Annotated in this window: 20 protein-coding genes; 2 read left to right on the plus strand and 18 right to left on the minus strand. The window is 37.3% G+C overall.

Annotated features, from left to right (window positions below):
* Window positions 1-83: 83 nt before the first annotated feature.
* Complete coding sequence (locus KTJ10_RS02685; protein WP_262441289.1) at window positions 84-539, plus strand: GNAT family N-acetyltransferase; 456 nt, start codon at window positions 84-86, stop codon at window positions 537-539.
* Window positions 540-576: 37 nt separating this feature from the next.
* Here KTJ10_RS02685 and KTJ10_RS02690 read toward each other — a convergent pair whose 3' ends face one another.
* The 4 genes from KTJ10_RS02690 to KTJ10_RS02705 form a co-directional block, all read right to left on the minus strand.
* Window positions 577-1,734: a winged helix-turn-helix domain-containing protein gene (locus tag KTJ10_RS02690; protein ID WP_262441290.1), complete on the minus strand. Its 1,158-nt coding sequence runs from the start codon at window positions 1,732-1,734 to the stop codon at window positions 577-579.
* A 128-nt stretch (window positions 1,735-1,862) separates the two neighbouring features.
* Entirely contained in the window at window positions 1,863-3,044 is a 1,182-nt protein-coding gene (locus KTJ10_RS02695) for a cyanate transporter (protein WP_262441291.1), read from the minus strand.
* On the minus strand, window positions 3,044-3,526 hold the full coding sequence (locus tag KTJ10_RS02700; protein WP_262441292.1) for a nucleoside deaminase: 483 nt from the start codon (window positions 3,524-3,526) through the stop codon (window positions 3,044-3,046). The genes KTJ10_RS02695 and KTJ10_RS02700 overlap by 1 nt, the downstream gene beginning before the upstream one ends.
* Before the next feature lie 16 nt (window positions 3,527-3,542).
* Window positions 3,543-4,211 (minus strand): ankyrin repeat domain-containing protein, encoded by a 669-nt coding sequence (locus tag KTJ10_RS02705; protein WP_262441293.1) that lies wholly within the window; start codon window positions 4,209-4,211, stop codon window positions 3,543-3,545.
* A gap of 147 nt (window positions 4,212-4,358) precedes the next feature.
* Here KTJ10_RS02705 and KTJ10_RS02710 point away from each other — a divergent pair, with 147 nt between their 5' ends.
* Complete coding sequence (locus KTJ10_RS02710) at window positions 4,359-5,216, plus strand: LysR family transcriptional regulator (RefSeq protein ID WP_262441294.1); 858 nt, start codon at window positions 4,359-4,361, stop codon at window positions 5,214-5,216.
* Here KTJ10_RS02710 and KTJ10_RS02715 read toward each other — a convergent pair.
* The 14 genes from KTJ10_RS02715 to tssE all read right to left on the minus strand — a co-directional run bounded on the left by KTJ10_RS02715 (window position 5,213) and on the right by tssE (window position 23,533).
* Window positions 5,213-6,166 (minus strand): M15 family metallopeptidase, encoded by a 954-nt coding sequence (locus KTJ10_RS02715; RefSeq protein WP_057086159.1) that lies wholly within the window; start codon window positions 6,164-6,166, stop codon window positions 5,213-5,215. The two genes, KTJ10_RS02710 and KTJ10_RS02715, sit on opposite strands and share 4 nt — an antisense overlap.
* A gap of 7 nt (window positions 6,167-6,173) precedes the next feature.
* The gene (locus tag KTJ10_RS02720) at window positions 6,174-6,797 is read right to left on the minus strand and encodes a hypothetical protein (RefSeq protein WP_262441295.1); all 624 of its coding nucleotides are present in this window, start codon (window positions 6,795-6,797) and stop codon (window positions 6,174-6,176) included.
* A gap of 12 nt (window positions 6,798-6,809) precedes the next feature.
* Complete coding sequence (gene icmH, locus KTJ10_RS02725; RefSeq protein ID WP_002114531.1) at window positions 6,810-7,616, minus strand: type IVB secretion system protein IcmH/DotU; 807 nt, start codon at window positions 7,614-7,616, stop codon at window positions 6,810-6,812.
* A gap of 17 nt (window positions 7,617-7,633) precedes the next feature.
* Window positions 7,634-8,998 carry a type VI secretion system baseplate subunit TssK gene (gene tssK, locus KTJ10_RS02730; RefSeq protein WP_016141459.1) on the minus strand — a complete coding sequence of 455 codons (1,365 nt, stop codon included), beginning with the start codon at window positions 8,996-8,998 and terminating at the stop codon, window positions 7,634-7,636.
* A 16-nt stretch (window positions 8,999-9,014) separates the two neighbouring features.
* Window positions 9,015-10,109 (minus strand): type VI secretion system protein TssA, encoded by a 1,095-nt coding sequence (tssA, locus tag KTJ10_RS02735; protein ID WP_033850363.1) that lies wholly within the window; start codon window positions 10,107-10,109, stop codon window positions 9,015-9,017.
* Between the two features lie 22 nt (window positions 10,110-10,131).
* Window positions 10,132-12,813, minus strand: coding sequence for a type VI secretion system ATPase TssH (gene tssH / locus KTJ10_RS02740; protein ID WP_262441296.1), 2,682 nt, complete (start codon window positions 12,811-12,813; stop codon window positions 10,132-10,134).
* Window positions 12,814-12,961: 148 nt separating this feature from the next.
* Window positions 12,962-13,225 (minus strand): PAAR domain-containing protein, encoded by a 264-nt coding sequence (locus KTJ10_RS02745; protein ID WP_108011985.1) that lies wholly within the window; start codon window positions 13,223-13,225, stop codon window positions 12,962-12,964.
* 16 nt (window positions 13,226-13,241) lie between these two features.
* On the minus strand, window positions 13,242-14,009 hold the full coding sequence (locus KTJ10_RS02755; protein ID WP_262441297.1) for an OmpA family protein: 768 nt from the start codon (window positions 14,007-14,009) through the stop codon (window positions 13,242-13,244).
* A 2-nt stretch (window positions 14,010-14,011) separates the two neighbouring features.
* On the minus strand, window positions 14,012-14,971 hold the full coding sequence (gene tagF, locus KTJ10_RS02760) for a type VI secretion system-associated protein TagF (RefSeq protein ID WP_014206363.1): 960 nt from the start codon (window positions 14,969-14,971) through the stop codon (window positions 14,012-14,014).
* 37 nt (window positions 14,972-15,008) lie between these two features.
* A complete protein-coding gene (gene tssM, locus KTJ10_RS02765; RefSeq protein ID WP_202744309.1) occupies window positions 15,009-18,830 on the minus strand; it encodes a type VI secretion system membrane subunit TssM in 3,822 nt (1,273 codons plus the stop codon).
* A 30-nt stretch (window positions 18,831-18,860) separates the two neighbouring features.
* Window positions 18,861-20,270 carry a hypothetical protein gene (locus tag KTJ10_RS02770; RefSeq protein ID WP_262441298.1) on the minus strand — a complete coding sequence of 470 codons (1,410 nt, stop codon included), beginning with the start codon at window positions 20,268-20,270 and terminating at the stop codon, window positions 18,861-18,863.
* A complete protein-coding gene (gene tssG / locus KTJ10_RS02775; protein ID WP_213688485.1) occupies window positions 20,267-21,265 on the minus strand; it encodes a type VI secretion system baseplate subunit TssG in 999 nt (332 codons plus the stop codon). Before tssG ends, KTJ10_RS02770 begins: the two co-directional genes overlap by 4 nt.
* Window positions 21,229-23,040 carry a type VI secretion system baseplate subunit TssF gene (tssF, locus tag KTJ10_RS02780; protein ID WP_262441299.1) on the minus strand — a complete coding sequence of 604 codons (1,812 nt, stop codon included), beginning with the start codon at window positions 23,038-23,040 and terminating at the stop codon, window positions 21,229-21,231. Before tssF ends, tssG begins: the two co-directional genes overlap by 37 nt.
* A gap of 16 nt (window positions 23,041-23,056) precedes the next feature.
* Window positions 23,057-23,533, minus strand: coding sequence for a type VI secretion system baseplate subunit TssE (gene tssE, locus KTJ10_RS02785; protein ID WP_002048404.1), 477 nt, complete (start codon window positions 23,531-23,533; stop codon window positions 23,057-23,059).
* Window positions 23,534-23,540: the final 7 nt, after the last annotated feature.

Genomic DNA, 23,540 nt, shown 5'->3' on the forward strand with positions numbered 1-23,540 from the left:
AAGTGTATCTTATAAAAATACCACTATCAAAACTACACTCTAGTTGTCGATTTTTTATTACTTTAAAACAGAGTGTAATTATTATGCAAAATCAAGGTCTTCAAATCGTTCCTGTTCAGCAGCAAGATTATTCACAATGGGAAAAATATTGGCTTGCTTACCAAAATTTTTATCAAGTGAATTTACCCCTTCATGTCACAAAAGTAACATGGGAACGTTTCTTCGATGAAAATGAACCTGTGTACTGTGCCGTTGCTAAACAAGGTGAGCAGGTTTTAGGAATTGTGCACTATGTTATTCATCGTTCAACATGGGCAGAAAATAATTACTGTTATCTAGAAGACCTGTATGTTTCACCTGAAGTTCGTGGGCAACACATTGGTAAGCAACTCATTGAATATGTGCAGAAGCAAGCAATCAAACACAACTGTGACCGTTTATATTGGCATACTCAAGAAACCAATCTACCAGCGCAAAAGCTTTATGACTGGATTGCACAAAAACCAGGAATTATTGAATATCGTATGCCTTTAAACTAAAAAGTGAAAACACCAAAAGCTGGAGTGCTTTGGGTGTCTAAATTTTAGTACGAATACGCTTAATCACTTTGTCATTAATAGTTGAGCATTGATTAAACGCAGCAAAACGCTTGAGCTCTTGTTCCAGTTCGAAGAAGAAGAGCTCCTTATTTTTTACTGTTTTTTCCAGATGTAGGCTAATCACTTCTAATTCTTTGATAGAACGATGCGCTTTACAATCTACTCGGCCTACTAACTCGTCTTGATATAGGATCGGCAAGCAAAAATAACCATATACTCGTTTAGCCGCTGGTACATAGCATTCAATGCGGTAATCAAATTCAAATAAGGAAGCTAGACGGTCACGATGAATAAGAGAATTATCAAAAGGCGATAGTATTTTTAAACCAAAATCAGTACTAACCTTTTGTTCCATTGCAGCAACATCAACATATAAAGTTTGACCATTCTCAAGTTTAATTGCTGATACAACACCTGCATCAATATGTTCTTTCAGAACGACACGCATAGTTTCTTTTAAATCATTTTTCTTTAGATGAACTAATTGTTTCCATGTAAATGCACCATGTGCTCGAAGCGTATTATTAAATAAATACTGCGCATATTCATAAAGTGTAGGCATACTTAAATCAATATTTTCTGGCAAGTAGCGCTCGGTCAAATCAAAGACCTTTTCTATTCCGTTACGTTCACAGATCATCAGGTCACCCTGCATATATAACTGCTCAAAAGCACGGCGGCCTGGTCCGGTATTCCACCAGTTTCCCAAACTCTTTTTATTATTTTTATCAATATCACGTAGACGAATTTTTCCTTCAGCACGAACACGTGCCAAAATTTCATTCATAAGGTGTTGATCACCTCTATTGAAATAACGGCTTTCTCCGTTTCTGACAGACATCATGGCAGGCAATGCATAGCGATAATCTTTCATAGGAAGATAAGACGCGGCATGATACCAATATTCAAAAATCTGCCGCTCACCAACCAAACTATTAAGATGACTTAGCTCATAATCAGGCACTCGGCTCCACAATATATGGTGATGAGCTCGCTCTATAACCGATATGGTATCAATCTGCACATATCCTAAATGCTCAATAGCCTGTAAAGTTCCATCCATGCCTTTTGCAAATCGACTGGTTTTTCCTAAGCCTTGATTAAATAAAGTGAGCTGTTTCAAAGAAGAAGTCATAGAAATCAAATATTGTTGTATTCATTTAGAAGCGGAAATTTTCAGTTCTATCGTATCACTATTTCCTCATTTGCTTGTGATTATAGGAGTAGCAATTTTTAAAAAAGAATCTTGGCTAACTCAACTTTTTACAGACTTACTTTGAAATAACTTTTGGGATTCAATCTAATTACTAAAATAATGACTAATATCACACTGACTAAATGAAAAAGCCATCCTGCTTTGTAAGCCCCGGTAAAATCATGCAAAATTGCAATAATCCACGGCGGGATTGCTGCCAGTAAAAAACCTCCCCCCTGCATCATTGCAGATAAAGCGCCTGCATGAATGGGTTCATCAAAATGGTCTAATGCAACGATAAGCGTTAACGCAAAACATCCACCCAAACCCACGCCCAAACAAATTGCCCAAAGCATAGAGGCAAAATCAGGGATAAAAGCCATTCCGGAGAAACCGACTAGCTGCATTGCTAACGTAAACCATAACCATGGACGTCGATCTTTATATTTCCTAGCTAAAACAGGCAAAATGAGCGCTGAAGCTGCTTGGCTCAAGGCCAGCAAAGCGAGTAATTTTCCACTTTGTGCTGCACTCCAACCCTGATCTTGAAAAGAAGGTGCCAACCACGCTACTACTGACGAGTAGCCACCATTTACAAGTCCAAAGCACATCATTAATAACCATGTTCGAGGTTGATTTAACAACTTGCGTACAGGCGCATGATGAATGGATGAACTAACTTTTATAGGTAAAAAGACAAGCGCCAATATAAATGCAAATAAAGCTGGAATGGTAAAAAAAGCTAGGCCAATCGACCAGACACCCGTTATATTTGAAATTATGGGAGCTAACCATGCACCTAGTGCTCCTCCTCCCATGAGCATAGCCGAATAAAGCCCCATCATCGGCCCAATATATTGGCTAAATTCTCGTTTAATCATGCCGGGAAAAGCCGCTTGTATCATCGCAACTCCGAATCCAATTAATATTGCACTAAGAATTAATCCTTCGGATGTAGGCAATAAAAATCGGACAGCACATCCTCCACAAATGGCCAGCAATGCACCAAGAATAGCTTTTCGTTCGCCGATATAGTTCTGCAATATTGGGCCAACAAATGCAACAATCCCCATAAGCATCATCGGTAGCAAAGTAAGTAGTGCTATCCCTTGTAAGCTTAAACCAGTAGCTGTTCGAATATTGGCAATCAATGGTCCAATACTTGTTATAAATGGTCTTAAATTAAGGCCAACTAAAGCCACAGTTACAATGAGCATCGGCTGGGTCAAAAAAGCTCCAGACTGCTTCATTATTTTGAGCCTGAATGATTGGCTTGATAATTCTTCCAATGCGCATAAAGATCAGTGCGGTTTTCAACTCTGATCGGTATATATTGAATTTTCATTGACTGCTCAGCAAAGGGCTTGGCAAGCTCAATATATATTTCAGCTGTAGACAAACCAAATGGTGTTCCATCTTCATTAGAATAAGCATAGCTCACCGACTTTATACCGGCCAAACGCATTGCAGCCATACACATTGGGCATGGATGTCCACTTGCATACACAGAACAGCCTTCTAGGTTGGCAGATCCTAAAACTTGACTAGCTGCACGAATCGCCAGTAATTCAGCATGTGCGGTTGGATCATTCGTTACCAGAATCTGATTTACGCCTGAAGCAATAATTTCTCCATCCTTTACAACCACAGCACCAAATGGCCTGCCACCTTTTTCAATATTGTTATAGGCAAGCTCAATCGCCTTACGTAAAAACTGTTCACCTTTTTCCATCACATACTCTCACTTTCTATTTTGCACCAGCTGCAAGAAGTCTTTTTTCAATTTCGCGGTATCCTCGTGACCGCGCATGGTGTAAGGGAGTTATGCCGTTTTTATCAGCCAAGTTCGGATCAGCACCTGCCTTTAATAAAAGCTCTACAATGTGTTGATATTTGGGTTCTCCATCACCCAAAATGATGGCCTCAAGTAATGCCGTCCATCCCAAATTATTCACATGATTAACATCTACACCGGCCGCAATTAATGTACGAACTGTTTCAACATGGCCTCGTTCCGCTGCAGGAATGAGCGCAGTCCCACCGTAACGGTTAATACTTTTTAAATCGGCACCATGCATGAGTGTCATTCTTAGAATTTTTAAATATCCCTGTGCACCAGCATATAAATATGGACTGTCTTGAATATTGTCTTTTGCATTTACATCCGCACCAGCCTCTATCAGCATATGAGCAGCATGTACATTATTTGCTCTTGTAGCGACCATCAAAGCAGTCGAACCAGTTTCATCTCGCTCATCAATTAAAGCTTTTTGAGATAAAATTTGTTTGATAGATTGTGTGTCATTATTTATCACTGCCTGATGTAAAGGATACTCACCCATTGCATTCGTCATATTTGTAAAACCCGAAGTCCCTAATGCGACAATCAGATTCATCCATATTAGTGACTTACGCATGGTGGCCTCCCAATAGAAATTTTTGGCTAAACATTTTATAAATAGAATAAAGATCACCAAAAGTATTTGGAAATTAAATTATTTAATCGATAGTATTAAGATTATAAATACTTATCTTGTTGGCTTTTTAGTGTGGCGGTACCTAATATGTTTGATCCTCGCCTTTTACGTGCTTTCGTCACTATTTTTGAAACTGGCGGTTTTACCGCAGCTGCCGAACGATTACACCTGACTCAATCAACAGTTAGTCAGCAGTTAGCACGACTTGAAGAATCTGTCGGTCATGCCCTTATAGATCGGACAGCAAGACCTTTCAAATTGACAGCATCTGGAGAATATCTAATTGGTTATGCGCAAAGGATTTTGACCCTTCAACAAGAAGCTGAAGCACTACTTAAAGATCCAGCAGGAAGTATTTCCATTCGTATTGGTTTACCAGAAGATATGATGAGTCAAGCAATGGCCGAAGTTTTTGGTATATTTGCCAAAGAGCATCGTTCCATTCGTTTAGACGTAACCTCTGGCTTGAGTCGCAACTTAACAGAACGTTATCGGAATGGTGAGTTCGATATTATTATTGTCAAAGAACCTGCGGCCAGTGCTGATCACCACGCTACATTCCCAGAAGAAATGGCATGGTTTGAAAGTGAGAATTCAACAACTGGATGGTCTGATCCCATAAGTTTAGTGACCTTTCCTCAAGGCGGACTTTATCGGGACGAAATGTTCACAACGTTAGAGCGCGAACGGCGACGTTGGTATATTGCTTTTACGGGTAGTAGTCTAGAAAGCGTGTTAGTCAGTGTTGAAACAGGATTAGGATTATCTTTATTGCCTGTAGCTACGACCAACGGACGTAGAGTACGTCGATATGATTCATTAGGAGCTGTGCCTCCTATGGCCGTTTCAATTTACACATGGGAAAAAGCTGGGATAATTTCCCAGCTTGTAGATAAAATGACAACTGTTTTACAAGAACGTTTTCAATCCTCAATCAATATTTAACTTATATCATTCGAACTTTCAGCAATCAGTTTTTCTGCCATTTCTTGAGTTTTTCTTAAGCCCGGCATACGGAACTCGGTATGCCCATAATCTTGGATAGATTTCCAACGTCCACCCCAAGTTAAACCAACCGATTCAGCGACTTGCCCATATAACCGATAGCCTTGCATTGCCCACGGATCTCGCTCAGAAATAACCACTTTTCCATTTCGTTTAAATGCTACATCAGCAGCTAAACCAAATTGGTGATAGCTTTGATAACCTCTCGCTCTAGTCGTGTTAGGATTGCCCGCCAACATATTCTGACGTGCTGGGCTACGATAGCCTTCCAATAGAACCAACTCATAACCGTACTGCTCTTTCATGATTTTAAAGACCATGAGTAAACGCTGTTTATATCGTGGGTTCATTTTGTCCCATTTACGATCAACTAAATTTGTATCCAAAATAGCTCGACCATCGAAACTGGTGTTATCAATCGGTGAAGAATTAATAGCTCCACTATTTTGAGACGAATATTGCTGCTCTAACTGCGTGGCCTCAACAATTGCGGCTTCAATTAAGCTTTCATCTACTTCTGGTGGTGGTGACAATATTTCACCATTTAAAAGTGCATAAATTTGAGGGTCTGTTTTTTTCAGATATTCAGCTTCAATTCGGGTTGAACTAATCGGACGAGTAAAAGCAAAAACTAATATACTGGCAAACAAAAAAAAGCCTGCAATTACAATCCACCATTGCTGTAAATGCCAATGAGATTGTAATTTTTCAGGAGCAGCTGCCTGATTCATGGTTTGAGCAAATTGTTTAACCTGATTAAGCTGTTTACGCCCTTGGGGCAGTAATGACAAAACAAAATCTTTGCTTCTACTCCTTAGTTCATAAGACATTAAAAACGCTAAACCAATTGCCAAACATGTAAAGCAAAAGAAAATGAGAAAGATCATCATCAGTTCATTAATTCACGGCAAAAGGACTTCGTGTAATTTTAATATCTACCGATGCCTTAGGTGGCTCAACCTCAGGTTCTGGTTCGGCTGGAGCTTTACTCTCAACTACGGGTTTAGCCTGCACCACTTGTTGCTGCTGCGGCTTACTTACAGGCTTTTGCTGAGCTGGCTGTATTTTAGGTTGAACCGCTTTAGCTGCACTCGTCTGTAGTTGAGGCACAACCTGAACTTTCTTTTCACCTGTTAGCTGTTCATCAAATGGTGAAACTCGTTGTTCATTCGTAGCAATAGGTTTATGTGGAACAGGTTTAAAAATATTGCTTAACTCATTATCTTTTGGCTGTTCAAAGCCATCACGACTCATTGAGTCCGTCTCGTTGTCTTGACTTACAGCAACCTGATTTTGTTCATCTGAAGAATGTACAACATCTTGATTTAAAACTTGCTCTTCCGTTGATTTACTCTCAATTGCTGTTGATTCTGGCGAATTCGGTTGAGACAAGAACAGGAATAGCGAGATGCTGACAAACACCCCTGCAATCACACCAATCACAATATAAAGTACTGGTGATTTCGGCTTTTTTTTATTCGATTGTAAAACTCGAATAGAAGTTGGTTTTTCCTGAGCCATTTCGTTCCATCATCAAGGTAAATAAATTGTAATATGTGCTTGCTCTTGAGGAGCAGAAATCACATTTTGATAGTTAGATAATGCTTTATCATTTTGATTGTTGAGCATAAATCTTAAGCCTGCAAAGGTAAGTAATGCAAAAATCAATAAAAAGATCAAAATCCAAAAGAAAGGTACTTCGCGATGAATAATATTTCGTATTTGATCGGGAATTGCCGAGAACGGCGAAAATGCAACTTTTTTCCCTTTTAAATAGTCAATTTCATCACCCACTCTTGATACGAGGTGATTGAGACTTTCAATAGATTCAATTCGGTACTTACCCTGAAAACCGAGCAAAAGGCAGTAATGAAATACTTCTAAAGCAGCTAGACGTTCTTTTCCACGACTTCGCAATTGCTCTAAAATTTCAAAGAAACGATACCCTGCTAACTGAGAACCAAACAAGCTCAATTGTAATGGGCTAATTAACCAAGCATTTTGCAAATTAAAATAGCTTGGGTCTTGTTGCGTTACGATAGTTTCATCAATCAAAGCACAAAATGCATATTTCGCATCATGAATATCATCAGCTGAAAATTGCAACTTTTTAGCTTGTTGCTCAAATTGATTGAGTAAATTTAAGATTTTTTCACGAAACTGCTGAGCGTCTGCCGGCACATACTGATTTCGAATCAAAAAAACCAAATAAAAGCCATCATGCAATAAATCAATCAGATTGATTGCCTGTAGTTTTGCTTGAGACTGGCTATTATTATTTCCACCCGTTCCAATTTGCCCATCGTCAAATAAAGAAGGAGCGCCTGTAGATTGTGACATTTTTCTCTCCTTTACCGTTAAGCGTTCATGACCGCAATCAATTCAATACTGATATCTTGGAAACCAGCTGGAACATAAATGCAGATCGTCTCTGAATCTAACATGCGCTGATATAGCTCGTGATGCGGTTCAATTTCAAAATAACTCACACCAGAACGTACAGGTATTGCAGTTGGAACCTGAATCAAATGATGTAATGGAATTGCAGGCAATGCAGCAACTACACGTTGCTCTACATCCAAAGTGCTACCAATCTTGAATCGTAAAGGTACGATCTGGATCAACTCATGGGTCTGCATAGCACTACTTGATACGGCAATATAAAGTCGAGTGTCTCGAGTAATCTTATCGGTCTCAAGACTTCCCACCCAATATGAAGGTCTGATCTCTTTAAGCGCAATACTGATATAACGACTTGAAATAATCGTATCGAGTAAATCACGTAGAATCGTGTCTAGCTGAGTAAAACTTTCTTGTAAATTATGATGTTTATAAGCAGGCAACTGATCGACATCATAGGCTGTCGAGAAAGTTAATAATGAACCTGCTAAACGCAATAATTCGAAAAACAACCGTTCTGGATGAATTTGTGGATATTGCACAAAGTGATTTAAACCAGCATGAGCCGTATTTAGGGCATTCACTAACCAGAAAGAAACAATATCACCTGAACGGAATTCAATTAATTTCTGTTCATTTTCTCGGTTATTGGTCTGAATCGTCTTAATTTTTGCCTTAATAACGTTCAGAGTTCTTTTTAAGTTTGAAATGAGTGTTTCAGAGGCATCCACATGCAAAATTGGTGGAATAAACTTTCGGTCAATTTCAAAAGCACCAGAGCTTTGACGCTTAATTTTTCCAATCGGCAGATATAAGAAACCATCTAAATTATGGTCTGGATTACTATGAATATCTAATAATTTAAAAACAGCACGGCGGCGTAGCAAACTAATATCTGCTTCAGTAGCATTAGTAAACAAATCATGCGTTTCAACAAGGTGTGATTGATATCTACCCTTTTGCGCTTGATTTTGATCAATTAGATTTTGCTTATTTGCTTGTAAAAGTGGCAATGCTAAATAGATTAGCATCTCACCACGTAAATTAAGATCGTCTAATAAAATTGGTTCAGGCAATAGATCATATGCAGGTGCCTGATAAATTTCACCGTCTTGCCAAATCATCTCTACAGACTCAAGAGCAAGAATATGCGTACTCAACTGAGCTTCATCGAAACTTAACTTTTGAATGCCATACGAAAAAGGCACAACTGCGCGAACCGTATGATTTAGGCGTTGTTCATGATACGTATCTTGAATTTGGAAATGTTGAGGTCTTAAAAATAAACCTTCGCCCCACAGGACTTTTTCAGCTTTAAACATATGTCTTTACCAATCTTTATTCATATTCATTTTTAGGCTGCACACCTAACATTTCCTGAACCATTTGTAATGGATGCTCATCTTTGATGACTTGCGCTAACCATTCATGTAATGGCATTTGACTCCATTTAATCGTTTTTTGAAGCATATAGCTCACAGGGCTATGCGGTTCATTTGCTTGGAAGTAATCGGCAATCTCTTGCAGCACTTTCATTGCTTGTTCACGGTTCGCCAAGTGCGTTTGTGCTTGAGGCTGAAAAGCTGGCTGATCCGAAACAACTTGTACAGGCACTTGATTTTCCATAGATGAACTCGTGATAACAGTAGCCTGTTCTTGGATTGGCGCAAGCCCAGTACCAAAAGCTTCTGCTTTATAAATCTTACGTAATGTGCTGTGAATGGTCTCAAATGCCGAATCAATAGCAGCAAAACTCGGCGAATCTAATCCCATTAAATGATCAAGAGTCTGTTTTAAAACATCCCACTCGGTTAAGACCGAACTAAAATCTTGATAATTAGAGTATTGAAAAGTTTTAGAAGTATTAAAAATGGCTTGGTCGAATTGTTCTAATTCAGATGGTCCTGACTGGCTGTCATACTCTTCAGTTTGTTTACGGCGAACATTTTCATGATATAGAAAATTATCGTAATCAAGCAAATTATAATAAGGAGCTGTATTGGTTAAAGAAACTTTCTTCAACAAGCCAGGCAACTGATTAATTAAACCCTGTAGTAAACCAATGCGTTGATCTAAGTCATCATCTTCAATAACAGGGTGAATTTCCTGCCAGTATTGATTCAGCATGGTATGGCTTAAAGTTAAACCTTTAGCCATACCTTCAAAACCATAAAGATGAGTCCAAGCCTCTAAGAGCCAAGTTAATAGACGGATATCTTTTGTTTTATCTTTTAGCAAAACACTTGTGTTCTTTGCTACAAAGTCCCAATCGGCTTGTTTGCGCTCAGCAACCCAATCACCTTGATCTAGCAATAGATCATCTTGTGTCTTCGCTTTTTTTATTTCATGAAATTCATTAGAAAACGAAAAGTCATCACCACAAGGCAAACTATCACTAATGGGTTCGAGTAGTTCAGAAATATCAATATTCATCTAATTTTAGCTCTATTCAATTTTAAACTTCTGACTTCAATTTTTTACTAGTCCTTTTTTTAGCAGCTTTTACAACTGGGTCTAGTACATATTGAATTTCATCATCTTTAGCATCAATCATGATAATTTTTGGTAGTTTTTGCTCTGCTAAAGCCACCAAAATTTCTGTAGCTAATGCAGGTAATACCGTAGAATTTAAAATATTATCAACGTTACGCGCACCGCTATCGACTTCTGTACAACGGCTTAAGAGCAGCTCTACCAAATCATCAGAATACTGGACTTGTGTTCCGTATTGTTTCTCAATTCTTGCTGTGATTTTGCCTAGCTTATGTTTAATAATTCGTACAAGTAGATCATCATGCAGTGGGAAATAAGGAACAACTCTCATTCGGCCTAAAAATGCAGGCTTGAATTGTTTATATAAACTTGGTTTTAAGTGCTCGATCAACTCTTCAGCTGTAGGCCATTCTTCTACAGGTCTATTTAAGCAAGCCTGCATAATGGCACTTGAACCAGCATTTGAAGTTAACAAAATAGTCGTGTTTTTAAAGTCAATTACTCGACCTTCACCATCTTCTAAAGTACCTTTATCGAATACTTGATAGAACAGTTCCTGAACATCGCTATGAGCTTTTTCAATTTCATCAAGCAACACAACACTGTACGGGTTACGGCGAACAGCTTCTGTTAAAACTCCGCCTTGGCCATATCCGACATATCCTGGAGGTGCACCTTTTAGCGAAGATACCGTATGAGCTTCTTGATATTCAGACATGTTAATTGTGATTAAATGCTGTTCACCACCATATAACTCATTTGCCAAAGTTAATGCAGTTTCAGTTTTACCTACACCACTTGGTCCGACCAGAAGAAATACACCTTGTGGCTTATTAGGATCTTCAAGTTTTGCTTTTGAAGTTTTAATCCCTTGAACTAATTGTGTGAGTGCATAATCTTGCCCCATTACACGCTCGCCCAATTTATCCTCAAGCGTTAATATCTGTTTAATTTCATCATTGACCATTTTTCCAACAGGAATACCTGTCCAATCAGAAATAATTTCATTAATGATTTGAGAATTTACTCTTTCAAATACTAATGGTTGCTGGCCCTGAATATCAGCAAGATCTTTACGCAGTAGATTAATCTGATCGAAAGCTTCAGACTCATTAGCATGATTCTGTGCTTCTAACTCTTGAATTTTATGAACAAGTTCTAATTCTTTTTGCCACTGCTCTTCGGTTTCATGGATCTCTTTTTGCAAAGATTCTAAATTAGCTTTTAAAGCTTCCAATCGTTCATGATGTATTGGAATTTGACGATGCTCATTTTCTAAAATTTGCTGCTCAAGCTTTAAGTTATGCTCTTGGGCCTTTAACTGATCAAGCTTTACAGGTTGAGCATTTTGAGTCAAAGCAACACGTGCTGCAGCCGTATCAAGCACACTAATTGCTTTATCCGGAAGTTGGCGACCACTAATATATCGATGTGAAGAATGAACCGCAGTAACGATCGCCTCATCATCAATTTGCAATTTAAAATGCTGCTGCATGACTGGAATCATCGCCCGCAACATATCTACTGCAACGTCTTCGGTTGGCTCTTCTACTTTTACTACCTGAAAACGTCGGCTCAATGCAGCATCTTTTTCAAAATATTGTTTATATTCTGCCCAAGTTGTCGCAGCAATCGTACGTAACTCACCACGTGCAAGAGCTGGTTTTAAAAGATTTGCAGCATCATTTTGCCCTGCTTGTCCACCTGCACCAATTAAAGTATGCGCTTCATCAATAAATAAAATAATAGGATGAGTAGAAGCTTGAACTTCTTGAATAACCTGTTTTAAACGATTTTCAAACTCGCCTTTAACACTTGCACCTGCCTGCAATAACCCCATATCCAGCACATGTAAATGTACATTTTTTAGGGCGTTTGGTACTAAACCTTGAGCAATTTTTAAAGCCAAACCTTCCACTACAGCTGTTTTACCAACACCTGGCTCTCCGGTTAAGATCGGATTGTTTTGGCGTCTACGCATTAAAATATCGAGCATTAAGCGAATTTCATATTCACGCCCAATAACTGGATCTATACCTCCTTTTTTCGCTTTTTCAGTGAGATTAATCGTATATTGATCAAGAGCAGGTGTTTTAGCTACTTTGGTATTTGCTACAGTCGCCTCTGTTGAGTCAGCTTCATCAGAAGGTGTTTTTGTTTCATCTTGTTGTTCAACACTCTTCTCACAAATTTCAAGAAACTTATGTTTCATTGAATCAATTGGTAAAAGGTCAAATAAACTCGAAGCTCTTGTTGCAATTTGATATAAATCAGGCGCAGTTAATAACGCAACTAATAAATGACCACTACGAATAACTGGATTTTGTTCAGCCGAAGCTAATAACCAAGCTTGTTCAAACAAACGAACAATAGATTTAGCAAAAATAGGAGTTCGAGTATTACCTTTTGGTAATTGAGAAATTGTTTCTTTTAAATCATCAGCTAAAGCTTCAGATGAAATTTTATATTTCTTTAATAAAATTTTTAAATCATTCTCTAAAGATTGATTAAGTAATTCTAAAAATAAATGCTCAATTTCAATTTCATAATTTTGTTGAATAACACAAGCATTAGCCGATTTTTCTAAAGCAGTTCGTGCAACTGTAGAAAGTTTTGTAATTAAAATTTTTAAATTACTCATCATTACTCTCAATATTTTTAAATAATTTAATGCTTAAAATCATAATGCCTGTATATTAACAAAATTCAGCTTTATCAGACAAACTACTCATCATTTCAAGCATTAATATGTTTTAGTAGATATTTATATCTATATAAAAATATCTCTACCCTTATCCTTGATTAACTAAACTCTGTTTTGGCAATAATTTACAGCCACAGGATAATGAATCATTTACACGCGCTGCGGATTTTCCCATGACAAGCATATTTGGATCGCCCGATACAATCGTAGATACCGTTAGATGAGCAGGACAAGTAGCCTTATCCCCTACACAGGCAATTGCAATTCCATCAATTAAAAATGTACTGTTTCCTGAAATCACTTGCCCTCCACCAGTTGTTGGGCATCCAATCGTAATGTAAGGGCTAGCCATGTTCTTCTCCTTATATTTATAGAACAGTAAACTCAATCCGACGGTTTTTCTTTCTTCCTTCCGGAGAAGTGTTATCTGCAACTGGCTTAGATGAACCTAAACCTTCTGTAGATAAATGGTCGGCAGGAATACTCTTACTAATCAAATAGTTTTTAACTGCTAACGCACGATCTTGGCTAAGTTTCAAGTTTTTAGTCGCATCACCAGAACTATCAGTGTGACCAATAATTTTGACTTTCTTGCCACCAACTTTGTTTAAAGCAACCGCCATCTCATCTAGAATTTTTTGACCAGCATCAGTTAAAACTGCGCTACCAGATTCAAACTCAATAATTCGATTTTTAAGTGCATCATCAATAATTTTCTGCTCAGCCTGATTGACTGATAATTGTGAATATAGTTGATACGGCGGTTGCACTAATCCTTGAAAAGATTGAATTGTAGGCTGGATATCTGCTGGGTTCAGCATTTTCCCACTCAACTCAAAACGTGTGCCGTTTACGCTTAATTTGCCTTGTGAAACCTTTTTAAGATCAGGGGTAATCACTCGAGTTACTGAATCACTCCACCCATTTGGAGCAGCTACAGGTCTCACTTGTATTTTATCTACAACCTGATCAGCACCATAAACAGACTGCATTTTTAATAAGATAGCCTGTTTACTCGCCTCATTAGGAACGACTCCTTCTACGACAATAGGCTGAGCTAAAGCATAGTTAGCGATTGCATAGATAAAACAGCCTTTTATGAGCTGCAAAAGTTTACTTTGATATCGTTGATTCATTATTATTCACCCAAAAAAGTCTGTCTAAATAGTTTTAAACCTTGATTTAAGCTTAATTGGCGTTGGCATAATGATTGTTCTAGCGTAGCTAAACCAGCGTTCTGCTCCAAATAAGTATCAATCCATTGTGCTTCTATTAAAGAAACCCAGTGTTTACTATCCATATTCTGAGTAAAAATATCGCTCAAGGCTAAAATATCAGCCCCTTGAAAACCGAAGAATAATACAGGCTGCTCTCGATGTAACAAACCTATCAGCACTTCAGTATTATGTTCTTTTAAAAAGCGACAAATAATACTGACCCAAAATGCTGCTATTTCATAACTGTAAGCGGGATTATTAATAGGCAAAATTAAAACTTTATTTAATCGACTGGTTCCATTTTGTAAAATTGGCTGTAGCAATAATCCCAGCCCAATCATACTTTGCGCTAACTCATAAATACTTAGCTTCATTAACTGAGCGAATGAGTGCATCGTATGATTTTCATAGAAACCCACACATTCACGTTCAGTTAAAACCTGAATTTGATTTTGTAAGTGACCTAATTTTCCAAGTAACAGATCTGAATCTTTAATTCCTTTTAAAGCGCGATTGTTTTGAAATAAATCAACTAATACATGTTTATAGCTGTAGGGCGCATACAGCAAATTATCATACGGTAAATCAATTTCTAATAAATGGCTCAGTACCATTGGAAAAGATCGCCCCGAACTATCTTCACTTGCAAGAAGGTTCGCCGCTAAAAACATATTTTCTTTCGGATTCGCAATAAAGAAATCCAGCGAAGGCAACGTGTTATAAGCTTCTTTAAAGCTGCCTGATTGCATTGCATATTCCAATGCTTCAGTAATCCACTGATCAAGCAACTGTATTAGAGCATTCTGACCTTTTGTTTTTAAAAAGTCGCCTCGTGCAGGACTTTTGCCGTAATACAAAGGAGTTGTTTTTAATGTTTGCATTATTGCTCCTCCTTTCGCATAGAGGTTATTTTCCATGTCATGGTTTAACTCCCGCAGAAGGCTGAGCAAGTGCAGAAACAGGATTTTCAGTTCTTGCTGGAGCAGCTTGAGCTGGTGCTTGCTGAGCAGACACCACACGAGCAGCTTTATCAGCAGTGACTTTATCAACCAATTGCATACCTGCATAACCACGGCTTGAACCGATACTGCCTGAATTACTGCTAATTAGACGGAAATTCATTTTTACAAATAATGATGGATCAGTTTTACTACGCCAAAGCATTTCAAATCCGCCATTTTGTTCCTTACGTTGAGCGCTATCAATTAAACGGTTAATACCGTACTCACCTGGCTCATCAAAAATCGTGTGGGTTTGGCCTTGTAAATCTACAGCGGTAATACGAGCACCAGGAATACTGCCTTGGTTTGGCCAAATGAAGTTAACCCACTGCTGAACACCGTTTTCATAAGTCATACGCTGACCATCAATATCAACGGTATATGAAAGCAATTGTGGGTTTGGAATTGGGTAGAACTGGAAGTTAGATTGGTTAGTCGCTGGAGCAGCTGGTGCTTGAGCATTCAACTCACCAGTTGCCATACCATTGGCTGGTGCCACATATCTTTGGAAATTCATAACGAATTGAGGATTTAAACTAATGCCTAAATCTTTCCAAGTTTTAGACGTTAAGGTATAGCCACGACGAATCACAAATGGATCCAGACTTTCTTTCACAAAGCGAGAAATACTACCGTTCTCACCCAAGATTTGACCAATTTCACTACTTGTTGCCTGTAAAGAAGCTGATGAGTTAAATGGATATTTCTTAGCAAGATTTGCTGTAAATGGCTGATAAGCTTGCATTACCCATAATTTATTAATTTCGTCTTGTGTCGGTGTAATTAAGCTCTCAAAGGCCTGAGTAAGTGGGCTAACTACTAATTTTTGCAGTAAACGCTGGTCAATTTCATTGAAACCAACCGCCATCTTTTCATCTACAATTTTTTGAGTTTGGTTAAATACAGACGTTTGCTCATTTAGGGTCTGTTTAACTAATGTCATTGCATTAGGCCCAATTTCGCCCGCATTTTTAAGCTCGTTAAACTTACTACGAACGAGTGCTAAATTTGTCATATATTCATCAAGCAATGACTTACCTTGTTGATCATCACGCTTGCGAACCAACTGGTAGAACATTTGGTATTCTTGAGAAATAGCGCCTTGAGCATTGTTTGCCACTTGATTAGCAACTTGCTTGTCATCATGATTTAGAACTTTACGTTTAAACCATGCAATGAATCCTTTTTGTGGAGCTGCAAGCTCAGCTTGAACAACCGGATTATCCCAGTTTGTTTCGACTGCAACCCTTTCAATTAATGTTCTAATTGGAGAATTTTGTGGTTCACCTAAAACATCAATATTTTTTACTTGCTGAGCAAATTGGCCGGCTTTAGCATAATGAATACCACTTAAGAATTTTCTCCATTCCGCAATGTATTCTTGCTTATAAAGCGCTGTTAGCTGCTTTCTAATTTGCTCTGGACTGCCTGAGAAAGTTAAATCATCAGATTGACGACTATTTAATACCCAGTCTTTACTGTCTGTTGGCTTATCTGCAGCTTCTTCAATTGCCTTTTCTACATAGTCATTCCAAGCTTTTTGGGTAAATACGCCTGGTAATGCATAACTACCCAATACAATATTTTTATTTGCCTCACCCACAATCTGACTTACAGTCAGTGCTGGGAAACGTACCGCAGCACGCATTTTTATTTCATTATAAACACGATCACGCGCTGGCATCCCTCGAACAACAGAGAGTAATACTTGACGAGTTTGATCAACAATTTGCGAATCTGCTTCTAAAACTGGGAATTGTTTATCATTTGCTAAGGTCATTGCATACGACAAGATCTGTTCAGCTTCTTGAATCATATCTGCACGCGGCATTTGACCTTTATTTGCATCTAACCAAGAGCGCCAGAAACGCGTAACCTGATCGCTTAGATGACTAGCATCCATATATTGCGGATTGCTCATCATTAAATAAGCTTTTAAAGCATTATAAGCATCTTGAGGATTGGTATCTGAAGGTTCCAAATATTGTTGAGATTGAGCAGTTTGCTTGATCTCAACATTCGTGTGGTTCGCTTTTAATGTTGCTTCATTATTTTTTACACGTTGCAAATATTGAGCAATATTTTGCTGTGTTGGTGTTAACACAATCTGCTTAACACCTTTTAAATATTCAGCTTTTAGCTTTTCACGAAGCTCATTGCCCTGATATAAACCAAAACTAAACTTAAGTGGTCTATTTTCATCAAACTCATCTAACTGCTGTAGACGTCTTTGAAGAATCAGCAAAGCTTCTAATTGGGTAGACAGTTGCTGACCAGAGGCTCTTTCTAATTGAACGACCTTATTTAAATCTGCTTGAACTTCACCAATTAATTGCTGGTTATTACGATAAGACCAAACCCATACACCCAAAATAATTGAAACACCCGCTAAAGCACCAATAAATGCAATGTAACGTTGACGTTTTCTGCCCGTATTTACATGCTGCTTAACGAGATCTTTATCTTTTAAAATAACATCTGAAAATAGACCATTTAAGAAATAGCCATGGTTAGGAGTAATTTTTGTATGGTCTTTTAAATCATTTTGAGCAATTTGAGTCAGCTGGAATTCTTGTGCAATTTGCTCAGTCATTGGACTTTCAATTACACCTTCCTGCAAAGCACTGGTGAAGTAAAACCCACGGAAAACTGGTTGAAATTGATATGGGTTATCTTCAAAAAGTGTACCAATAAAGCTTTTTAAAGCTGGTTTTAATGTTTTAAATTCTAATGGGAAAGTCATTACGCTTGGTGAGATATTCTGCGAATGACGGCGACTTAAATGAGTCGAACTCACGCCTTTTAGACCATCGTAAAGAATAGTGTAATGTTTTTCGAACAAATCTACCGCGTTATGAGAAGAGTTTTGCTCATATGGAAGCGTTGCTCCCCAAGCTTGGTTATATTCTTGAGCTTCATAAAATTCAAAAAACTCAGTAAAACCTGCAATCAAATCCATTTTTGAAAAGACTAAGTAAACAGGTACTACCACTTCTAAACGTTCAGTTAGATCTTGAATACGAGCACGTAAATTTTTAGCAAGCTTTAATGAATTTTCAGGACTTTGACTAATTAGCTCAGCAATACTAACAATTAGAATCAAACCGTTAACTGGTGCTTTAGAGCGGTTCTTTTTTAAAATATTTAAGAAACCTAACCACTCGGAATGATCTTCGCTATAAACAGAATAACGGCCCGCTGTATCGAGCAAAATACCTTCTGTAGAGAAGAACCAGTCACAATTTCGAGTACCACTTAAGCCAGCAGATACCATTTTCTGATGTGTTTCTTCAAAAGGGAACTTTAAACCAGAGTTATAGATAGCTGAACTTTTACCGGCGGCTGGGTTACCAATAACCATATACCAAGGAAGTTCATATAATGCAGCATTCCCTTTTTTATCACCCAACTTAGATTTACGAATCAGTTGAATTGATTCTTTCATTTGTTGACTAACTAGCTGAAGCTCTTCTTTATCTTTATTTTTGCCATATTCAGCTTGGTTATCTTTTTCGATTGCCTCAGCTAACTCTTCACCTTGAGCAGCATGCTTTCTTCGTTGAATAAGCCAATAGATACCATAAACAATAAGACCCAAAGCATAGGCAGTTGCTAAAGCCCAGAATATATGACGAGGAATTGAAGTATATGAAGACATCAATGCCACGAACAATGACAAGGCGATAATTGCTTTAGGATTCGTGATGTACTGCCACAAGTAGCCTAAAATTGTATGCATTCTATTCTCGTTCTAAGTCCAAAGTTTAAATTAGTTATTCAACACCATCGCATCATCTTCTGAGTTTTCAGTGATACTCTGCACAAACGTATGTGCTGACACCGTATTTTCTCCAAAGACAAAAGGAATGATATGTTCAGGGAAATGCATGCTCAGCATAAAGCCATAAATATCAGCTAAATTTTGGGTATGCCCTAATGAAGATTTCACATAAATATAGTGATGCGGTTCTACAGGCGTTTGAAGAAAGTGTTGTTGCAATTTCTTCGAAACTTTTATATCGGTCTGATCTGACAAAATCAGTACATAAGGCTCATCACCTTCATGCTGAGGTAAATCATTAAATTCAAAATTATTAAAAAGCTTCGCTGTATCTTGTTGACCCACTACCACTTTCAGTGCTTTAGTCGGTTCTAATTCCTGAATTTTTACTAAAGGATCTGCGAGTAAACAGCTTGCTGCAAATTCAGCAGGAATATAATCTTTAATCATCCAAGTTTTTTCATCAATTAGATCTTGATCAATTTCCGAATCGGCCACGACCAAAAAGAACATCTCATGCTCTCTTTTATGAATACCCTTTAATAAATGCATTAACTCTTGGTAAGCCAGTTGCTCTCCAAAAAAATGATATTCAATATGGATTTTTTGAGCAGGAATACCAATCTCAGTAAAAAACTCTAAAATTAATTCATTACTGTGGTCATCATTCCAGATATGTAATAAATCCTCCGAAAGAAGGATGTGTAGATTTAAGCGATTTAAGCGATAAACTTCTACGATCGGCATTTCAACATCGTCATATTCAGACTCGGGATTTACCCATGCCGGATGCATATGATATTCAAGGGCTTGCTGCGACTCATAAAATAAAGTTGAACGCTTTAAATGCTCAGCTAGAAGATATAAATTTTCTATATTTTGATCGAGTTGCTGTCTTATTAATGACATCATACGAACTTGTCGTGGAGATGAGTAATCACTCTCCTCATGATTCTCTTCATCCAAATCTTTAATACGGTAAGATAAAAGAGGTAATCCGTAAGAATTTAACAGTTGATCATCCAGCTCTGGACTTCTAAAATTTTGTAGCTGCTCAATAATGCTTTCATTCTCACCAAAAGCATGTAAAGCAAAACCAGAATAAATATTAAAATCTAGCTGTTCTAATGGTTGATCAGTTACCGCAGTTTGTTTTGAATTAACGTCATCTTTATCTTGATTTATAGCTTGCTCTTTTTTGTCTTTATACGTTGTATAAGCGCTACAAATTAACCATGGCGATAAAATCACCAATGTAATTATTGCTGGTAAAACTAAGAAATAAAGGAAAAAATCTCCTTTATCAGGGTTATATTGAACATCGCGCCAGTAGAAAATAATTATTCCACTAACCACTGAAAAAATAGCAATGAATGAGAGTAATATTTTTTTAATCATATTGTCTCTCCAATAAGGCTATAGCAGGTTTCATGACTATGTACTTTTGGTTGTCGTGATATGAGAAAAGAACCCTGCCCTAACCCACTCTGATTCTTATGAGTGAGACAAATAGGTTGTATTTCTGATTCATCCAAGATAAGCCGTAAATCTATTGATAAAGTTGGACTACACCACGTTTCTACAAGTTTTTTAAGCTTTAAGCTTAACTCTTGATTTGGTAAGAAACTGAGATATTGATGACGTTTTAATGGTCCAATTTGAATTTCAATTTTTCCGTCAATTTGCTGAATGGTTTCCCCACAAAAAGTATTAACACCAAGTAGGCTCGGCTGACTTCCACCTAAAGTTGTTAACTGATCACTCGCTAACTTAAATGATTCTTGTACAAATTCTTTAATCGTAATTTCATGTTTAAAAATACACGACAGCATCGTTTTTAATGCATGAACTGTATTATTTTGCCCCTGCATTAATCCAGAGAATTCTGCAAAATATTCATCAAGATCAGCTTGTTGATGCTGTGAACGTACATAACCATTCAAAGCATGCAGAATATCTAAATAGTCATTTTTATGTTCTATCTCATATCTAATCGGCAGATTATAAGTAATACTAGACTCTACATATTGAGCAGTAAGCTTATGATTAAATAAGCTTAAAAACTCTTTGGTCTCAGCTCGTTGCTGACGCGGAGCTTGCTTAATCTTATTCGTATACGTATAAGGTAAAGCACCTTGTATACCCGTAAGACCAACGATTAAATTCGTGATATAAATCCGGTCGTCCGTTAGTTCTAAATTTTCAATCTCTGTAGCAGGAAAATTTAAATTAAAGGATGTCTCAAACTTAAAATGATCACTCCAAAATGAACTAACTGTACGACTTGAATCGTGTCTTAATAGCCGTGTTGCTTGGATAAACTCAAAAGACTTTGGCTTTGTAAAGAGCTCAGCTGTTACAGAAGAGTCTTGCCACCAACGTTCTGACTGCATTGGTATAACTCCTGCTGAGATGAATAATCCTTAACAACCAAATCAACAAAACTATTAATTTGAACCTTTAAATTAAAAACACGACTTAATAACTGACTAAAAATGTATAGGCTATGACCTCTAAATACCGATGAATCAATTTGTAACTCTGCCTTTACTCCTCTTACAAACATTGGGAATGGCTTTCCATCTACAAGTTTGTGAGTAAGTGAAAATTCAAGATGTTTGATTGACTCAATAATTAGATAATTTTCTTTTGATAAAGGTAAGTTATATAAAGCAAGTAATTCTTTAATATGAGATACCGCATCACCTTTCATTAACGCTAAACTATTTAATGAAAGGTGTGAAATAACACGCCACTGCTCACTCTGGCTTTGACCAAATTGATAAGGCTTCGTAGGTCTTTTTAAAACAATGGCACGACGAGCCAGACTACTATCATTAAGGTTTAATATATTATTGGATTGCCCTAATGCTTCATGCGGCAAGTCACGATTTGAGCATAATAGTTTTGTACTAATAAAATCCGAACGTGTTGACGAAGGATTTAAATTTTTAGAAATAATTGAATAACCCATTTCGACAAAATTGGGTTGTAGCTTTTGATAGTTCACTGAATAGAAAAAACGCGCCGTGTCAGCATGATAATGACTCATGGCAAAAAAAGGCAGCACCGGAACATAGCTTTCTTCTTGACTCGTTTTTTCACGAACCATATTCATGTCAAGTATTGAATACACCTGATAAAACTCAGGATGATGAGCATCTGTAATCAGCGGATATTCTAATTGCTTATGTACAATTTTTTGTGGTTCAGCATATTTTTCAAATAAATTAATAACCGGGGTAGTAAACAATTTAAAATTAGCGACATTTAATTCAGAATAATTTCGCACTACAGCTTGATCATTTAAATTTAGTTTAAAATGTATAAGCAGTTCAAAATTACTATTTTCTAGAGATAAGCGCTTTAAAAAACCTAAATCGAGTTTTAAATAATTAAATTTTTCAGGAAAACAGAAATACTCCATCAGCAAACGATAAGCATGATGAGTATGCTGATCGAGTGGCAATAGACTTTCTTGCTCGGAAAAACCTGTTAACTCAAATGGATTTTTATCCAGTTCAACAATTTTCTGCCCTATTTTAATGGCAAAAGTTGTTCCCTTCTTAAAAATACTGTCTAGTATTTGAAGTGGAAAATTAGAAATTGCATCTAAATAAATAGGTAGTTTTTCATTTATTAAACATATATGAGCATGATTAAAAATTTCAAATTTAAAAGTTAAAGTCGCATTTTGACTTAAATGCATATGGGCACTAGGTGTACTTTTGAACTCTAGCGCTTGCAAGCTTATCGGGAGTAATTTGACTTCTTGCGTGGTATTAAACTCACACTGAACGCCTTTAAAACTGCGAGACTTCAAAACTGTGTGTGCAGGAACAATATGCACTTCTGTGAGCTGCTTTATTTTATTTATATCTTCAAAACTTATTACTGAACAAGCCGGAAAATGACGTAAATATTGAGGGAACATCACCTCAAATAAAGAACGGGTAAACACGTCATAACTATCAGCAAGCTTTTTATCAATACGAGCCGAAATTAATGAAAAAGCCTGTATAAGACGTTCAATATGTGGATCATCAATCTGCTCTTGATTTAAAGATAAACGCTGAGCGATTTTCGGATATTTTTGAGCAAATTCACGAGATTGCTGACCAAATTCCTGTAGTTGTTTTTCGTAAAAAGGTAAAAGCTCTTCTATCACAACACACCCACTATGCCTAGGTTCTCGCTGAAATTACATATTGCTGCGTTGTCGGTTTTAGCAATGCATCAAAAACGACAGGTTCATACAGTGGATGAATATTTAGATACGCCTGAATGCTTAAACACAATGCCCCCATATTGTGCCCATCCAACAACATCTCTACCCGTATTTGTCTTAAACGAGGTTCATGAGCTGCAATTGACTGTTCAATAGATTGGCAAATCTTGTCACGATCTAGCGGATTGGCTGTAGAAAGCCCCACAAAATCAATAATACCGAACTGAAGTATAGATTTTTTAACTAGCGGGTAATCATCAACTACATGATCTAACTTAGCGACCCGACTATTAAGCAAGTCTTCTAAATCTTTTGCTACTGATTCTCTTAATTGCTGAATAGAAAGACCTTTTGCATAATCTTCACTTTCAGGAATTAAGCGGTCAAACAAAGTTGAACGAAATCCATATGGATAAAGCCGATCTAAATTCATTCGAGTT

The sequence above is a fragment of the Acinetobacter sp. WU_MDCI_Abxc222 genome (assembly GCF_025514755.1).
Lineage (GTDB): Bacteria > Pseudomonadota > Gammaproteobacteria > Pseudomonadales > Moraxellaceae > Acinetobacter > Acinetobacter geminorum.

Coding starts and splice junctions, on each gene's coding strand:
- KTJ10_RS02685 (WP_262441289.1), top strand. CDS start 84: ATGCAAAATCAAGGTCTTCAAATCGTTCCTGTTCAGCAGCAAGATTAT.
- KTJ10_RS02690 (WP_262441290.1), bottom strand. CDS start 1,734: ATGACTTCTTCTTTGAAACAGCTCACTTTATTTAATCAAGGCTTAGGA.
- KTJ10_RS02695 (WP_262441291.1), bottom strand. CDS start 3,044: ATGAAGCAGTCTGGAGCTTTTTTGACCCAGCCGATGCTCATTGTAACT.
- KTJ10_RS02700 (WP_262441292.1), bottom strand. CDS start 3,526: ATGGAAAAAGGTGAACAGTTTTTACGTAAGGCGATTGAGCTTGCCTAT.
- KTJ10_RS02705 (WP_262441293.1), bottom strand. CDS start 4,211: ATGCGTAAGTCACTAATATGGATGAATCTGATTGTCGCATTAGGGACT.
- KTJ10_RS02710 (WP_262441294.1), top strand. CDS start 4,359: ATGTTTGATCCTCGCCTTTTACGTGCTTTCGTCACTATTTTTGAAACT.
- KTJ10_RS02715 (WP_057086159.1), bottom strand. CDS start 6,166: ATGATGATCTTTCTCATTTTCTTTTGCTTTACATGTTTGGCAATTGGT.
- KTJ10_RS02720 (WP_262441295.1), bottom strand. CDS start 6,797: ATGGCTCAGGAAAAACCAACTTCTATTCGAGTTTTACAATCGAATAAA.
- icmH (WP_002114531.1), bottom strand. CDS start 7,616: ATGTCACAATCTACAGGCGCTCCTTCTTTATTTGACGATGGGCAAATT.
- tssK (WP_016141459.1), bottom strand. CDS start 8,998: ATGTTTAAAGCTGAAAAAGTCCTGTGGGGCGAAGGTTTATTTTTAAGA.
- tssA (WP_033850363.1), bottom strand. CDS start 10,109: ATGAATATTGATATTTCTGAACTACTCGAACCCATTAGTGATAGTTTG.
- tssH (WP_262441296.1), bottom strand. CDS start 12,813: ATGATGAGTAATTTAAAAATTTTAATTACAAAACTTTCTACAGTTGCA.
- KTJ10_RS02745 (WP_108011985.1), bottom strand. CDS start 13,225: ATGGCTAGCCCTTACATTACGATTGGATGCCCAACAACTGGTGGAGGG.
- KTJ10_RS02755 (WP_262441297.1), bottom strand. CDS start 14,009: ATGAATCAACGATATCAAAGTAAACTTTTGCAGCTCATAAAAGGCTGT.
- tagF (WP_014206363.1), bottom strand. CDS start 14,971: ATGCAAACATTAAAAACAACTCCTTTGTATTACGGCAAAAGTCCTGCA.
- tssM (WP_202744309.1), bottom strand. CDS start 18,830: ATGCATACAATTTTAGGCTACTTGTGGCAGTACATCACGAATCCTAAA.
- KTJ10_RS02770 (WP_262441298.1), bottom strand. CDS start 20,270: ATGATTAAAAAAATATTACTCTCATTCATTGCTATTTTTTCAGTGGTT.
- tssG (WP_213688485.1), bottom strand. CDS start 21,265: ATGCAGTCAGAACGTTGGTGGCAAGACTCTTCTGTAACAGCTGAGCTC.
- tssE (WP_002048404.1), bottom strand. CDS start 23,533: ATGAATTTAGATCGGCTTTATCCATATGGATTTCGTTCAACTTTGTTT.